Source organism: Bacillus sp. FSL K6-1338 (assembly GCF_038006965.1).
GTDB classification, from domain to species: domain Bacteria; phylum Bacillota; class Bacilli; order Bacillales; family Bacillaceae_G; genus Bacillus_A; species Bacillus_A thuringiensis_S.
On record NZ_JBBOWI010000001.1, the window covers coordinates 2,799,887 to 2,816,211 of the forward strand.

The following is a 16,325-nucleotide window of genomic DNA, read 5'->3' on the forward strand; positions in this document are numbered from 1 at the left end:
ATTAAAAAGTAGCCTTAAAGCAAAAGTCATATCCATGAAATGTTTAAATTCATATACAATTTTATACAACCACTTTTTTATAAAGCAAGAAAAGTGGTTGTATGTTTTAAAAAGTATTTTTTGTTACAAAATCATGCTACACATTTCATTAAACTACAACTACTCATTTTCTTTTTTCTTCTTTTGTTCCTCAGATGGCTCTTCTGTTGGATCTGGTTCTTGCTCATCCTTTTTGTTTAATTCATTATTTTTTTCCTCCTGTCTTTGTTCAGAAGGTTCCTCCGTTGGATCTGGCTCTTTTTCATCTTTTGGAGCTGGATTACAGCCAATTAATAATCCTACTGTAAATATGCTTGTCATTAATATTGAAAGCATTTTTTTATAATTCAATTAAAGCACCTCCTAAAATTAATATCCCTTGTATTGTTTCCAATTCACCATTCAATTTATCCAATCATTTGTGATGTTTCTTCCAAAATGACATTCCTTTAAAATCTTGCATACTTTTTGCCAAACTTTTTTACACTTGTAAAAAAGTTTTTTTGCATTTCCCTACCTATAATTGCTAATATAGTAGAGTAGAACTTTTATAGAGAGAAGGAAAATTATGCACAATGGAATTCGAATGACAACTTTGGTAAAAAGGGCTATGTTGGTTTGTGCGGGGGTATTATTTACATACGAAGCCGCTTTAGGATCAGTACATACTGCTTTAGCTAGTACAGAGGATGAAGCAAAATCTGTTCAACTTGTAAGTGAGATTCAAACATCTCTTGCTCCGAAAGAGGCTCCAAAGCATTATAACGGACAAGTTAGAAAAGTCGCTTACTTAACATTTGATGACGGTCCCGGAAAATACACAGCTGAGCTTTTAGATATGTTAAAGAAAGAAAATGCAAAAGCAACATTCTTCCTAATTGGTTCAAACGTAAAAGCTTTCCCTGATCTTGTAAAACGCGAAGATGCTGAAGGCCACTACGTTGGGATGCACAGTATGACTCATAACTACAAGAAACTTTACACTGAAGGTCATTATGTAGATGAAATGAAGGAAGATCAAGGCTTAATCGCTGGTGTTTTAGGTAAATCACCAGTATTAACTCGCCCATCTTACGGATCAATGCCAGGATTAAACGAAGCTCTTCGCAACAAAGTTGTAGAAAATGGCTTAAAGGTTTGGGATTGGACAATTGATTCTTTAGACTGGAAATATAACAAAATGCAAGTTGATGCTGCATCTGCTAAAATTGTAGAGAACGTACTACATGGTGCTACAAATCCAACAGAAGTTATCCTTATGCATGATATTCATCCACAATCGGTAAAAGCAGTACCTGGAATTATTAAAGGACTGAAAGAAAAAGGATATGAATTAGAAGCATATAATGAGAACGAACACTTCCCATTAAACTTCTGGCATGATAATCGTATGTAATGAAAAGACTTGATTCCCTCTAGTAGGTTATCAAGTCTTTTTTATCGTTTTGGGAAATTTCTTTGTTGCTCTTCAATAAAAAGAATAATCTTTTCTCTGTCCTCTTGTGTAATACTTATAGAAAATTCGTACTCCTCTTCCTTACACCATGAAGGGGTAAGTTCCTGAGATAATCGGACTACAATTTGAAACTCATCTTCATTTTCCCCCATTAATTCAAACGCTATATTAGGCTCTATGAAATCTAGTTCGGTATATGTAGGATTCGGTAATGATTGAAACCATTTTTTCATACGCTGTAAGTCGAACGTTTGTAGAAAAGGATCCATCGTTTCAAAAACTTTATTTCCTTCTGACAGTTTCGCTTTTACTATTAGCCAATTTCTATCACACTCCTCTTTTGCATCTTTAAATTGGTATTTCACCACCTCTAAATGTAATGCTATTTTTTATTTTGAAAATTCATAATTTTCTCATCTTCTTGCTATAAAACTTTTACTTTATAAATTTGAAATTTATACGCCTTTCTTAACTTGTAAGACACTTTCTATCTCCCGTTAATTTCAACTCTTAGATATAATGATTTTTATTTACTAATACATATGACTGATTTTAACATATCATCCTTTATACATTAAATAAATTTGATTTGCAATATAATCTGAACTAAAGTGAAGTCCATTCCTTATCCACCACATGATAATCCCTACCAAAGAGGCTGTTTTAATATCAACTGCAACGTAATCATCAGGTAAATTCTTTTTCGTATTCTCTCTTCTCGTTTCTATTAATTGCTTTAAAAATAAAAACAATTGCTCCTCAAATTGATTCATTTTAAATAATATAAATAAAAAATTTCGGTGAATATATAAATAATCTAGCAATTGTGTTAGCTTTTGTTTTTCTGATAAATCTTTTGCATGTATTAAATCAACAATTTTATTTGAATGCTCATTTAAAATTTCGCTAGTGATTTGGTCTAGTAAATCTTGAATATCTTGATAATGCAAATAAAATGTTGTTCGATTTAACCCTGCTTTTGTTGCGATTTTCTGAACCGTTAAGCTTGAAATAGTAGGATTCGCCAATTAGCAGGTGCTATTGGAACAGCAGTTATTATCACGGTGTATACAATTCAATCCACTTCACACATTTCACAGTTATCTAGTGAGAATGGAAATATATCAGCTATGCAAGTAACAAACTTATCTTCTATCTATAGCTCAAGTGATGCGTACGTATTTATGTTAGTCTTATCTATTGTGGCTTTAATTATTGCATGTTTCACGCCTAAAAAAGTAATAATCAAAGATACGAAAGTAAATCTTCAAACAAAAAATGATAATTAAAAATTAAGCACTTAAAAGATGGTTCCAGAATTGTACCGTATCCATCTTTTTAAGTGTTTATGCACCATAATTATAATCCTTAATTACTATTTGAAGAGATTGTATTTTAATAAATAATCCTTAGAATTCTTAATACGGAATAGCTTATAAGTACATATTAATTATAAGGAGTGATATATTTATGGATTTTCTTTCACCTGAATATTTGTCTGCCTTATTAGCAATTATCGTAATCGATTTAGTGTTAGCCGGAGATAACGCCATTGTAATTGGATTAGCAGCAAGACGATTACCGAAAGATCAACAAAAGAAAGTTATCATTTGGGGAACCGTTGGAGCAATTGCTATAAGAGCTCTTGCTACTTTAGTTGTCGTTTGGTTATTAAAAATACCAGGATTACTTTTAATTGGTGGTGTACTTCTTATATGGATTGCTTACAAATTAATTGCTGAAGGCAAAGACCATGATATTAAGGCAGAAGAAGGATTTTGGTCTGCTATTAAAACCATTATCATTGCTGATGCGTTAATGGGTATTGATAATGTACTCGCTGTTGCAGGAGCTGCGCATGGTAACTTTTCTTTAGTAATCATCGGGCTATTAGTTTCTATTCCTGTAGTCGTATGGGGCAGTACATTGATTTTAAAATGGGTAGATCGTTTTCCTGTCATCATTACGATTGGAGCAGCGGTTTTAGCTTATACTGCTGCAAAAATGATTGTAGATGAGAAATGGTTCGCTGGATTTTTCGAAAGTAACCCTTTCATTAAATGGGCATTTATCATTATGATCATTGTTGGTGTAGTGTTCTTCGGAAAAGCAAAACAAAAAGCAACAGCTAGTTCTGTCTAATAATGATGGTATATTTACAAATAAAAAGCGCTATTCATATGAATAGCGCCTTTTATTATTTAGCTTCCCCTTCCGGAGACGTTTTTACCTTCGTTTTGTTTTTATCACGATTGTTATAGTTATACTTCGAACGATCTACTGGAGTGAATCCTTCCGGTGTGTAGAATCGTAATAAGTCACCATTTACGACTTGGTCAGAGTATTTTAGTGAGTTTTGAACCATTTGTTCATTTTTCTTTATTTCATCTGTAAATTCTACAGGTTTTCCAGTTGTTGTATCATAGTATTTGCCGTTTAGTGCAGTAACAGTTGGGCTTACGTAGTTACCGTTACGGAACGCAACGACTTGTTTATGCTCTGGTGATAATAAATCTGAACCGAATTGAACATAGTTTTTCGTATCTGTACCTAGTAAGTGTAATAACGTAGGAAGAACGTCAATTTCACCGCCATATTGATGTTGTACGCCACCTTTCACTCCTGGTACACGAACGATTAAAGGCACACGTTGTAACTGTGCATTTTCAAATGAGTTCATTTCTTTACCCATTACTTTTGACATTGCTGCGTTATGATTATCTGAAATACCGTAATGGTCTCCGTACATAACGATAATTGAGTTATCATATAAACCAGATTGTTTCAAGTAATCGATGAAGCCTTTTACAGATTCATCTAAATAGCGTGCTGTTTGGAAGTACGTATCTACTGATGAATCACCTGTTGTTGCTGGTTCAATCGTTGCTTCTGCCTTATCAATTGGATAAGGGAAATGGTTCGATAACGTAATAAACTTCGTATAGAACGGTTGTTTCAACGTTTGTAATAACGGAATAGATTCATTAAAGAACGGTTTATCTTTTAATCCGTAGTTTACTACGTCTTTTTCATTCATATCGTAGTATGACGCATCAAAGAATTTATTAAAACCAAATGATTTATAAATATCGTCACGGTTCCAGAATGTTTTGTAGTTACCGTGGAATACTGCTGATGTGTATCCTTGTTGTCCTAAAATAGCTGGTGCTGATTGATACGTATTATGAGATTTCGTTGTAAAGACAGAACCTTGCGGTAAACCAAACATTGAATTCTCTAACATAAACTCCGCATCAGATGTTTTCCCTTGTCCTGTTTGATGGAAGAAGTTATCAAAGTATAGCGTATTCGCATCTTTTGTAAATGAGTTTAAGAACGGTGTAACTTCTTGACCATTTAATTTGTAATCAATTAAGAAGTTTTGGAATGACTCTAAATGAATATAAATTACGTTCATTCCCTTTCCTTTACCGAAATACTCAGGATTTGGACTTGCATAAGTTGATGTTAAATAATTTCGTACTTCTGTCATATTATCGCCATCAGCTAATGCTCGTTCTGTCGATGCTTTCGCACTTTGAATTCCATCATAAATTGTGTAGTTGTATGCCCCTAAATATTTCACAATATAATTACGGTCAAACGTTCTTGTTAATAATTCCGGACGGTCAGACTCTGCAAGACCTAAATTAACACTGAATAATAAAATACCTGCTACAAATACTAGAGATACTTTATGCTTCGCAACACGAATTGGTTTTGGATTTGCAAATTTTGTTGCAACTAACACAATTAATATAATCGTGTCTAAGAAGTATAGTGGATCATAAAGATGTAGCAACGCAAGAATACTACCACCTAAATCTCCAAAGTTATTCGTTTGTGTTAATGTTGGGAACGTAATAAAGTCACTGAAAAAGCGATAGTAAACTACGTTTGCATATAAAAGAATCGACAATAACAAGTTGATAACAATTAACCAAATATAAGATCGCTTCCCTTTTGCAAATAATGCAAGTCCTAAAAATAGAACTGCTGAACTAAGCGGGTTAAAAAACAGCAAGAATTTTTGGATTGTGTTTGAAATTCCTAAATTAAATTCCGTTACATAGGCTGCATACGTTTTGAGCCACAATAAAATAACGGCAAACAGAAAGAATCCAAAATGATTGCTTAACACACTTTTGCTCTTTAATAAGAACTGTTTCATTTCTCCACCTCTTTTGATCATCCAAGGCTTATTTTTTATAAGTCTGTCTCTCTATTCGATTTTTCTTCTTCAAATAGATTTTTTTATTTAACTATATGAAGAATATTAGTAATTATAATTTGAAGCTTGTATTTATTCAACTATTTCTTTTTAAACATTTTGACCTTGGTTTCTATTTAATAAAATAAATTTGTAACATTTCCTGTTTTCTCCCAAGATTCATCCACTAATTATGACATCCCATACTATATACCTTTATAAACTCATTCGCAAACTATTCTATCTCCAATTTTGGTACATATTTCACATGACAAAATAATGTTATTTAATTATATTGCTCACCTTACATTCCCCTGCTTCAACTAAATCTTAAAGTCATTACATCTCTTCCATACATGAAAAATCCTCATGTTCACTAATATTATATTTGAATAATTATTCATTTGCCCCCACCAATGGTGTTATGTTTTCTCGACAAAAAAACTCGCTCTAAAAAGAGCGAGTTTTTTCATTATATATTATTGACCTTTGTACATTGCATCTACTTGTTTTTGAAGTTCTTCATTTTCTAAGTACTCATCGTAAGTTGCTTCTTTATCGATTACACCGTTTGGCGTTACTTCGATAATGCGGTTTGCAATTGTTTGTACGAACTGATGGTCATGAGATGTGAATAACATTGTACCTTTGAAAGCAATTAAACCATTGTTTAATGCAGTGATAGACTCAAGGTCTAAGTGGTTCGTTGGATCGTCAAGTGTGATTACGTTCGCACCACTTAACATCATTTTAGATAACATACAACGAACTTTTTCGCCTCCAGATAATACAGAAACGTTCTTCTTAACTTCTTCACCTGAGAATAACATACGGCCTAAGAAACCACGTAAGAAGCTTTCTGACTCATCTTGTGGAGAGAATTGGCGTAACCAATCAACTAAGTTGTAGTCATTGTTCTCAAAGTACTTAGAGTTATCTCTTGGGAAGTAAGATTGAGATGTTGTAACACCCCATTTGAATGAACCGCTATCTGGCTCCATTTCACCCATAAGGATTTTAAATAATGTTGTCATCGCAATATCGTTACGACCGATAAATGCAACTTTATCACCTTTATTTAAAGTGAAGTACACATTATCTAACACTTTTTCGCCATCAATTGTTTTAGAAAGACCTTCAACAGTTAATAAGTCATTTCCTATTTCACGCTCAGGTGTGAAGCCAACGAATGGGTAACGACGTGATGATGGTCTAATATCATCTAATGTAATTTTATCTAATAATTTTTTACGAGAAGTTGCTTGTTTCGCTTTAGATGCGTTTGAGCTAAAGCGTGCAATGAAGTTTTGTAACTCTTTTACTTTCTCTTCTTTTTTCTTATTAGCATCTTGTGTTAATTTTAAAGCTAACTGGCTTGACTCATACCAGAAGTCATAGTTACCAACATAAAGTTGAATTTTACCGAAATCAAGATCAGCCATGTGCGTACATACTTTATTTAAGAAGTGACGGTCATGGGATACAACGATTACTGTATTTTCAAAGTTCATTAAGAAGTTTTCTAACCATTGAATCGCTTTTAAGTCCAAGTGGTTGGTAGGCTCATCTAGTAATAGAATATCAGGTTTACCGAATAATGCTTGAGCAAGTAATACTTTTACTTTCTCTGCACCAGTCAATTCTGATAATTTTTTGTCGTGAAGATCTTCACCAATACCAAGACCTTTTAGAAGGATTGCAGCTTCTGACTCAGCTTCCCAACCGTTAAGCTCAGCGAACTCACCTTCAAGTTCTGCAGCACGCATTCCATCTTCATCACTAAAGTCTTCTTTCATGTAAATAGCATTTTTCTCTTGCATTACTTTGTAAAGTTGCGTGTGACCCATAATTACTGTTTCTAATACTGGGAACTCTTCATATTCGAAGTGGTTCTGTTTTAATACTGCTAGACGCTCACCTGGCGTAATATGTATATCACCTGTTGATGGTTCAATTTCTCCAGATAAAATCTTTAGAAATGTTGATTTACCAGCACCGTTTGCTCCGATTAAACCGTAGCAGTTACCTGGCGTGAATTTTATGTTAACATCTTCAAATAATTTGCGATCCGCGAAACGCAAACTAACGTTACTTACTGTAATCATTTGTGTCCTCCTACTAATACCGCTTATTTCAGCGTTTTCTCACCTATTGTCTTAAAAAATCGCATATTACGACTCAATTATTGTAGACTATAGCTATTATATAGTAGAAGCTGGATGAATAGCAACGGTTGATTACTATTCATCCCTTTTCTATCTTGAATAAAATGTACGTTTTTAACGAAATAATATTATATAGAAGCATATTTCATAATGAACAGAGATATGAAAGATGAAAAATTCGCAAAATATAAAGATGTGATGGACAAATTTATTAAATAAGAAGAATCCCCTTTTAAAAGGGGATTCTTTTACTTTCTTTTACTTAATTTTTTCGTATAATTCTTCATTTTATTCGTTAACCCTATTAACGCAGGTATCAATATTGGCATCACAATAATAGCTAATAATAACAGTGCAACACCAACAACAGATGCTACTTGTATAAGCGTCAATACACCTGAAGGGATTAATGCAGCAAATGTACCACCTAAAATAAGTGCCGCTGATAATACGACTCCTCCTATGTGACGAGATGCATTTACAATTTTCGTTGCTGGGTCCCCCTCTAGCTCATTGTATCTCATCATTACGAAAATGCTATAATCCACACCTAAAGCGACTATCATTATAAAACTAAAGAATGGTACATTCCAGCTCAATGACTCTACGTTTAGTATGTGTGTACTAATTTGTTCACTTATACCAAGTGATGCAAAATAAGCTAATATTAAAGATCCAATAATGAAGATTGTATTTAAAAATGACCGTGTAATAACGAGTAATACAACCGCAATTCCAATTAACATAATTGTAGCTGTACGTAAGAAATCTTGGCCCGTTACTTCTTTTAAATCAACGTTTCTTGCTGTTGTACCGCCGATCGCTTTTTTTGTTGATTTTAATTCTGTACCATTTAATGTACCGTCTATCGTTTTATTAATTTCTTCAATGATTGGCATCGCTTCTTTTGAATACGGATTTACGTCTAAAATGATTGTCATTTTAGCAGTCTTTCTATCATGTGACATGTACGTATTCAATGCTTTTTGGAAATCTTCTCCCTCTAAAACTTCTTTTGGAATATAAAATTTCTCAGAGCTTTTTGATTCATTCAATTCTCCTAAATATTTCTGAGCATCCCCTAGTCCGTTACTTACCTTTTCGAGCCCTTCTGTACTTTTAGATAATCCTGATTGTAATTGCCTCATCTGTTCTTGCAAGTCTTTCAGCCCGGTTAATAACTGGCCTTGCCCATCATTTATTTTTGTTAATCCGGTTTGTAACTCAAATGACTTGTTCGCAATTTGTTTAGAACCTGAAGCACCTTCATCTAATCCATTTTTAAGATCAGCTGCTCCTTTTTGTAATTTAGTAACTCCATTGTTCATTTCTTTTAAACCGTTATCCACTTTCAATAACGATTGATTCGCTTCTTTAAATGAGCCCATCGCCGCTTTATGATGCGTTGCTAATTGATTTAATTCATTTGAAAGCACACCTAATTGCTTCTGAGCCTCTTTAGCAATTCCTATCGTTTGTAGTATGTTCGGATCATTTGCTAATTCTGGTTTCGTTTGAATAAAATTGGTCATTAACACTTCAATTTGTTCATAACCTTTTTTCGCACCATCAATTGCTTGAGAAATACTTCCGAAGTATTGATCGTAAGAGCTTAAACCTTTTTCTAACTGTGCATAACCAGCATGAAGTTGTGAAGTTGCATTAGATAAAACATTTATATTTTCATTTACTGAAGTTAATCCACCCTCAATTTGTTGCGCACCTTGTGCTCCGTCATTTATACCACTTGATAGTTGATGTAAAGCTGTTCCTAATGCCGTTACACCGTTTTTCGCTTCGTTTGTTCCATCAATTAACTTTTGAACGTTTGCAAGACTATTTGAGTCTTTACTACCCATTTTATCTTTCGCAGCAGTTAACCCATCATTAATGTCCTTTATACCACCATTGGCATCTCCTAACCCCGTATTTAGTTCTCCAGCTTGTTTATTTATATATAGTTCTTTTATCCTTTCCCCAGTTGGACGCGTCGGTGAATATACTTCTGACACACCTTTCACTTTCAAAATCTTATCAGTTAGTTCATCTAAAGTTTGAAGAGAACTCGCCTCGTCTAACTTGTTATCCGATTGAATGACTAACGTACTTGGTGAAGAAAAACCAGGTGGAAAATGTTCTTCTATTACGTTAATCCCCTTTTTCGATTCATATTTATTATCTACTTCAAATAAATCATTGTAATTTAGTGTGTTAGAATATTTCATTAGGAAAGGAATCGATATCACAAATACAATGATTAAAGCTGCGAATGGTCTTACTACTGAGTTTTTCGCAAGAAATCCCCATAAACGACTATCCTCATGACCTTTAAATGTTTTTACTGGATAAAACATTCCTTTTCCTAAAAGCACCATAAAAAATGGATTTAACGTAGTTAATACGAGTAATAATACTGCGACACCAATTGCTACGGCTGAAGTAGATTGATATAATTTAAAACTCGCTAAAGCAAGAGATGCAAAACCAATTAGTACTGCTATCCCACTATATAAAACGGTTTTCCCTGCCGATTTAAACGTTTCTTTCGTAGCTAAAAATGCATTTTCTTGTTTACTTAATTCTTCCTTAAACCTTGTATATAATAAAATGTTATAGTCTGTTCCAACCCCAAACAGGACAACAACTACAAACACTTGTGTAAAGTTAGAAAACGGAAAATTAAATTGATCTACTAGATGGGCAATAATCCCCATTGAAACTAAATATGATACACCCACTGTAAGCAGAGAAACGATTGGAACAATTGGTGAACGAAATACAATGATTAATACAACTAAAATGAAAATGATAGAAATAACTTCTGTCTTTTTCACTCCCTCTTGAGAGGATGTAAGAAAATCACCCGCTATTAAATCACTTCCTGTTAAGTACGTTTTAACTCCCTTCGGTTTAATTTTATTATGAAGCCCATTTGCAATTTTTGATATTTCACCATGTTTTTTATCTACAGAAATTTGCGTTAAAATGGTCGTATTGTCTTTAGATATCAATTGTTTTTCCAAGTCTTTATTATCTAAATGTGAAACAACTTCCTTAATTCTGAAGTGACCCCTAAAAGTTAGACACGGTTATTTGATTAGGCAGCTTGATAAAAGTGAGTCCGGTATTGTACCGGGCTCATTTTTAATTTTGCCTTAATCCGTTTCGTATTATAATAATCTATATATTTTTCTAATTCTATTTTAAAGTGCTCTACATTTTCAAATTCTTTTATGTAGAGGAACTCCGATTTCATAATCCCAAAGAAATTTTCTATTACTGCGTTGTCGTAACAGTTGCCTTTTCGAGACATACTCTGGACGATAGCTCTTGATTCTAGTGTACGGACGTATTGTCTCATTTGATAATGCCATCCTTGATCCGAATGCATCAGTAGCTGGTGCGTTTCAGGTAAACGTTCCAATGCTTTCTCTAACATGTCTGAAACAAGCGAATACGTCGGTCTAGAACCAATTGTATAGGTAATAATTTCACCATTATACAAATCTAATACAGGTGATACATACAGTTTTTCTCCAAACAATTTAAACTCTGTGATGTCTGTTACCCACTTTTGATTCGGTGCATCTGTATGAAAATTACGCTCTAAAATATTAGGTGCAATTCTACCGACTTTTCCTTTATAGGATTTATATTTCTTCATACGCACAACACACTTTAACCCAAGCTCTTTCATAATGCGCTGAACCTTCTTGTGGTTCACTTTCTGGCCACGATTCGTTAATTCATCACGAATGCGACGGTAACCATAACGACCTTCATTTTCCTCATAAATCGCTTTAATCTCAGCTTTCAAATCGGCATCTACATCTGGACGATTCATTTTCTTTACTAAATCATAATACGTGCTTCGAGGAATAGTAGCTAGCTCCACGAGTGCCTTCACCGAATATTTATGCCTTAATTCATAGACTACTTGCGCTTTGTCTTGTTTTGTGATTTTTCCTTGTTTTGAACTAAGGCATTTAACTTTTTTAAGTACTCATTTTCCATCTCAAGCTGTTTAATGCGTGCTTCAAGTGCTTCGACTGACCCTTCAGCTAAATGTTGTTTTAATTGTTTATTTGAATCTTTTTTCATGGATGGACGCCCCTTTTTCTTAGATTGAAGGGCATCAATTCCTTGTGTTTCGAGCTGTTTTTTCCAAACAGAAATCGTTGAAGGGGCAGGAATATTAAAGATAGCTGCCGTCTCAAATAAGGACATACCGTTTTCAATCATAAAGTTTAGTACGTCTAGTTTAAATTGTTGTGTGTAATTTGTACATCGTTTTAGAAAAGCTTCCAGACCATTCTGTTTATATTGGTTTACCCAATTCAAAATGATTGTGTCACTTATACCGAGCGATCTACCCATTTCTCGATAACTTTCATTTCCGTTCAAATAACGTAGAACGATTTGTATTTTTTCATCAGCTGTAAATTTAGCCATAGAAAAACTGCACCTCCAATTGTTAGACTGTGTCTAACAATTGGGGTGCAGTTCATTCCTAATTGCTCTTTTTCATTTTGTAAAGCGTTGATTGTTTTTATTATTTCATCTTTTTGCTCAGTTGTTAAAGCTGCTTTACTTCCACTATTAAAAACAGCTATAACATCATATTTTTCTGTCCCGTCTTTATCCATCTCTCTTATCATTTTGTCAGCGATACTACTTTGCTCTGTATTCGGAATCGTAATATGCCCTTTTTCTTTCACTAATTTATCCATATTAGGCATCGTTACGATCATTGTAATAGTAATAACTATCCATAATAGAAAAGATAAACTTCTCCAATTTTTTAGCTTACTCATTTTAATCATCTCCCGTTTTGAAAGTATAATGTTAGTTCCGGAATGAATATTCATTCCTATTATTTTGAAACTATTTTTAGGAATGAACGTTCATTCCTATCATTCTATTGATTTATTCTATAGACCCTATTAAACTAATCTTTTCCGGAATGAATGTTCATTCCTTTGGTTGCACAAATACCCTCTCCTACTTTCATTTTTTAAATCTATTTAGGAATGAATATTCATTCCTGTCCTTATAAAGCTATAGAATCAAATGATTCTAATAGCATTCCAAGAGCTTTCTTCCAATTCTTTTACTAACTCTTTCGAGTATTCTAATTGCCCTGTTGCAATTACTTTCGTTAATGCTTCTAGCGGCTGATATACAATAATAATTAAAGCAACTGGAGGCAATGGACGAAGAAAACCTTTTGCGATTCCATCTTCAATAATATTCATAAAGAAGCCTATAAAATCGTCAAATATTTTCTTACTTTGTTCATCAAGAAAATAACTGTCACAGTGAGAATTTGTAAATAAAAAAGCGTCCACATTGTTTCTCGCAAATTCAAATAAACGGTTGTACGTATGACTAAACTGTTCACGAATATTTGCTTCAACAGGAAAATCTGTTTTTATCATTTCAGAAAGCTCTAACATACTTTTTGAAAATAATGAGTTAACTAGTGCCTCTTTATTTTCAAAATAGCGATAAATAGTACCCGCACCGACTTTTGCCTTTTCAGCGATCATTGGAATTGTCGTACCATCGTAACCACGCTCTGCAAAAAGTTGCATCGCAGCATCAAAAATATCCTCTTGTTTGTTTTTAGCCATTTTTTCCACCTCTATTTTTAGGAATGAAAATTCATTCCGTTTTTAATTATAAATTACAAGGACTAAAAGTCAAGTGCGTAACTACGTATAGTTGCAATTTTAATCCCTTGTTTGTGAATCAATTTATATCAGCGGTTTTTAGAATACATCGACTTACCGACAAAAACGAGAACCAAAGAGAAAACCGTCCCAAATTTTGTTTGGGACAGCCCCATTTCCTATTTAAAGCTTAAAAGAAATCATAAATAAAAGCTTTACGTACTGGAACTATATTCTCAAATGCTTGTATTTCCTCTTCGCTTCCGCTAATGAATTCTAGTTCATTAAGTTCTAACGGACGCTTGTAGCCAAACATTATTGTAGATAATGCGTTAATATCCAGCTTAATTCCTTTATCTATTGTTTCCTCTTTCATAATTGTTATTTCATGATTCGCAAGCCTCACTGATACGTTGTTCCACGGAGCAAATGCGTCTGTAATGTGTAGAATCACTTCTTGCTGTACATTGTTCCAGCTCAACTCATATTGTTTTAAAAACTGCTCTACATCTACAATTCTTCCCATAAAATATGGTTTTATTTCTGTCTTCACGCGTGGCTCTTGCAATGAATATAGCAACGGTTCGTTTTCACTTACTGTCATTTCAAGTTCTTTAATCATAGAATCATGCTGGCAAATAAAGTTCCACAGACCATTTCGTGCTTCATTATGCAGTGGTACAAATTCTTCTACTGTCATTTTATAGTTTTCTATTTTGTATAACATGTAACCTGCTGCCTTTTTATTTTCATCATAGTAAATCGCTAATGTTAAATCATCATAAACTGCTTGTAACCACCAGTTCTTCTCTCGAACTAACATACCTGAAAAACGTTCTGCAAATACTTCATAGAGCTTCTCGACTTCTTCTGGATGATTTTCTTTATTGAAACGTTTCACAGTGCCATTTACTTGTTTTTTCATCACTAAATCGCTCTTAGTCATATGACATGTGACTAAATTCGCACAAAGTTCCCAGCCGTATTTACGGTAAAATGAAACCGCAAATGGATGTAACATAGAGACTGTATAGCCATCTTTTTTCATCGTTTGAAGTGAATATTGAAGTAGCTCTTTTACATACCCACTTCTTCTGTACTCTGGATACGTCGCTACTCCTGCAACGCCACCCATTTTAAATTTTTCTTTACCTATGTAAATATGAAACGGAATAAGATGTAGTTTTGCTGCTAAGTCTTCCCCTTCCATAATGCCGTATATTTTATGACTTTCCTTCATCTTTGTAAGTTGCTGCTGTAATCGTTCCTCATCTACTTTATATTGAAAAGCGTATTCTGATAAACGTAATGCTTCTCTGAACTTATCTTCTTTTAATTGTATGACATTCATATAATTCTCCTCCATTCCCTGTTTGAATTGTATCACAATTCTTACTTTTGTAGTTCGGTAAGTGAAATTAGAAAGACGTTTTAACAAAAAAAGCAGATACATCACGTATCTGCTTTCCACCCTTATTATTTAGCTAACTTTTGAAGTTCATCAAAGAATGTAGGATATGATACACCTACTGCTTCTGCATCTTCAATAATTGTTTTTCCTTCTGCCAGGCAGCCAGCAATCGCAAGCATCATTCCGATGCGATGATCACCATAACTATTTACTGTATTGCCTTTTAGAGCTGATTTTCCGTAAATGATCATGCCGTCATCAGTTGCTTCTATGCGAGCTCCTAGTTTCGTTAACTCAGCAACGACTGTATCAATACGATTTGTTTCTTTTACTTTTAATTCGTGTGCATCTTTAATTACTGTAATTCCTTCCGCTTGCGTTGCCGCTAATGCGATTACAGGAATCTCATCGATTAATCTAGGGATAATATCTCCGCCAATTTCAATTCCTTTTAATGAAGATGTTTCAATTGTAATATTTGCAGCTGGTTCTGATGCCCCTTCGTTAATTAGATCTACAGTGAACGTAGCACCCATTTTCTCTAAAACATCAATAATACCTGTACGAGTTGGATTCATTCCTACATTTTGTAATACTAGTTTACTATTTGGGATGATTGCACCTGCTACTAAGAAAAATGCTGCTGATGATACGTCACCTGGCACTTGAATGTTTGTTGCTGTTAATTTTTGTCCACCTGACAGCTTCACTGTCTTTCCTTCTCGAGTTACTTTAACACCAAATGCTTCAAGCATTCTTTCCGTATGATCGCGGGAAATATGTGGTTCTGTAACAGCTGTTACACCTTCTGCGCGAAGCCCTGCAAGTAAAATAGCTGACTTTACTTGTGCACTTGCAACAGGAGAAATATATTCAATTGCTTTTAAATCTCCACCACGTATTGTTAGCGGTGTAAATGTTCCTTCTTCTCTGCCGTCAATGTTTGCACCCATTTGTTTTAATGGGTTTGTTACACGCTTCATCGGTCTTTTTGCGATAGATTCATCACCTTGTACGCAAGAGAAAAATGGTGTGTTAGCTAATATACCTGACATTAATCGAATTGTTGTACCAGAATTACCAACATCTAATACAGCTTTCGGTTCTTGTAAACCTTCTAATCCTTTACCAACTACAGTAACTTCATCACCGTTTTGCGTAATTTCTACTCCCATTTCTTTAAAACATGAAATAGTACTTAAACAGTCTGCACCGGACAAGAAACCTTTAATTGTTGTTTTCCCTTCTGCAATCGAACCGAACATAACAGCACGGTGTGAAATGGATTTATCACCTGGGATTGTAATATTGCCATTCAATCCGTTATTAACAGGTTGTATTGTTCTTTCTTTCACGTTTTTCACCTTCTCAT

The 16,325-nt window shown here is 34.0% G+C and carries 10 protein-coding genes and 4 pseudogenes; 3 read left to right on the forward strand and 11 right to left on the reverse strand.

Annotated elements, in window-relative coordinates; translation table 11 throughout:
* Nucleotides 1-159: 159 nt before the first annotated feature.
* Nucleotides 160-390 carry a hypothetical protein gene (locus tag NZ044_RS14470; RefSeq protein WP_001106986.1) on the reverse strand — a complete coding sequence of 77 codons (231 nt, stop codon included), beginning with the start codon at nucleotides 388-390 and terminating at the stop codon, nucleotides 160-162.
* Between the two features lie 217 nt (nucleotides 391-607).
* Between NZ044_RS14470 and NZ044_RS14475 the strand changes: the two genes are divergently transcribed.
* Nucleotides 608-1,435 carry a peptidoglycan-N-acetylglucosamine deacetylase gene (locus NZ044_RS14475; RefSeq protein ID WP_000551449.1) on the forward strand — a complete coding sequence of 276 codons (828 nt, stop codon included), beginning with the start codon at nucleotides 608-610 and terminating at the stop codon, nucleotides 1,433-1,435.
* Nucleotides 1,436-1,476: 41 nt separating this feature from the next.
* Here NZ044_RS14475 and NZ044_RS14480 read toward each other — a convergent pair.
* Together NZ044_RS14480 and NZ044_RS14485 are read right to left on the reverse strand one after the other, a co-directional pair.
* Nucleotides 1,477-1,901, reverse strand: a pseudogene (locus NZ044_RS14480) (WapI family immunity protein).
* Between the two features lie 154 nt (nucleotides 1,902-2,055).
* Nucleotides 2,056-2,517: pseudogene (locus NZ044_RS14485) on the reverse strand (TetR/AcrR family transcriptional regulator); the annotation flags it as partial.
* Nucleotides 2,518-2,559: 42 nt separating this feature from the next.
* Between NZ044_RS14485 and NZ044_RS14490 the strand changes: the two are divergent.
* Nucleotides 2,560-2,784 carry a hypothetical protein gene (locus NZ044_RS14490; protein WP_000288051.1) on the forward strand — a complete coding sequence of 75 codons (225 nt, stop codon included), beginning with the start codon at nucleotides 2,560-2,562 and terminating at the stop codon, nucleotides 2,782-2,784.
* A gap of 181 nt (nucleotides 2,785-2,965) precedes the next feature.
* Nucleotides 2,966-3,637 carry a TerC family protein gene (locus NZ044_RS14495; protein ID WP_000346946.1) on the forward strand — a complete coding sequence of 224 codons (672 nt, stop codon included), beginning with the start codon at nucleotides 2,966-2,968 and terminating at the stop codon, nucleotides 3,635-3,637.
* 55 nt (nucleotides 3,638-3,692) lie between these two features.
* Here NZ044_RS14495 and NZ044_RS14500 read toward each other — a convergent pair whose 3' ends face one another.
* From NZ044_RS14500 to aroA, 8 genes and pseudogenes are all read right to left on the reverse strand, one after another.
* Nucleotides 3,693-5,666, reverse strand: a complete 1,974-nt coding sequence (locus NZ044_RS14500) for an LTA synthase family protein (RefSeq protein ID WP_000808775.1) — start codon at nucleotides 5,664-5,666, stop codon at nucleotides 3,693-3,695.
* 518 nt (nucleotides 5,667-6,184) lie between these two features.
* Entirely contained in the window at nucleotides 6,185-7,810 is a 1,626-nt protein-coding gene (locus tag NZ044_RS14505) for an ABC-F family ATP-binding cassette domain-containing protein (RefSeq protein WP_016077543.1), read from the reverse strand.
* Nucleotides 7,811-8,118: 308 nt separating this feature from the next.
* Nucleotides 8,119-10,929 (reverse strand): annotated as a pseudogene (locus NZ044_RS14510) (MMPL family transporter); the annotation flags it as partial.
* A 38-nt stretch (nucleotides 10,930-10,967) separates the two neighbouring features.
* Nucleotides 10,968-12,322 (reverse strand): IS3 family transposase gene (locus NZ044_RS14515; RefSeq protein ID WP_085959122.1). Its coding sequence is split into 2 segments (ribosomal slippage): nucleotides 10,968-11,869 and nucleotides 11,869-12,322, totalling 1,356 coding nucleotides; the frame shifts between segments, so codons are not numbered across the junction.
* Nucleotides 12,323-12,375: 53 nt separating this feature from the next.
* Nucleotides 12,376-12,684, reverse strand: a pseudogene (locus NZ044_RS14520) (hypothetical protein); the annotation flags it as partial.
* Between the two features lie 252 nt (nucleotides 12,685-12,936).
* Nucleotides 12,937-13,503, reverse strand: coding sequence for a TetR/AcrR family transcriptional regulator (locus NZ044_RS14525; protein ID WP_001107300.1), 567 nt, complete (start codon nucleotides 13,501-13,503; stop codon nucleotides 12,937-12,939).
* A 229-nt stretch (nucleotides 13,504-13,732) separates the two neighbouring features.
* Nucleotides 13,733-14,893 (reverse strand): GNAT family N-acetyltransferase, encoded by a 1,161-nt coding sequence (locus NZ044_RS14530; RefSeq protein WP_063675466.1) that lies wholly within the window; start codon nucleotides 14,891-14,893, stop codon nucleotides 13,733-13,735.
* 125 nt (nucleotides 14,894-15,018) lie between these two features.
* Nucleotides 15,019-16,308: a 3-phosphoshikimate 1-carboxyvinyltransferase gene (aroA, locus tag NZ044_RS14535; protein ID WP_000664637.1), complete on the reverse strand. Its 1,290-nt coding sequence runs from the start codon at nucleotides 16,306-16,308 to the stop codon at nucleotides 15,019-15,021.
* Nucleotides 16,309-16,325 lie beyond the last annotated feature (17 nt).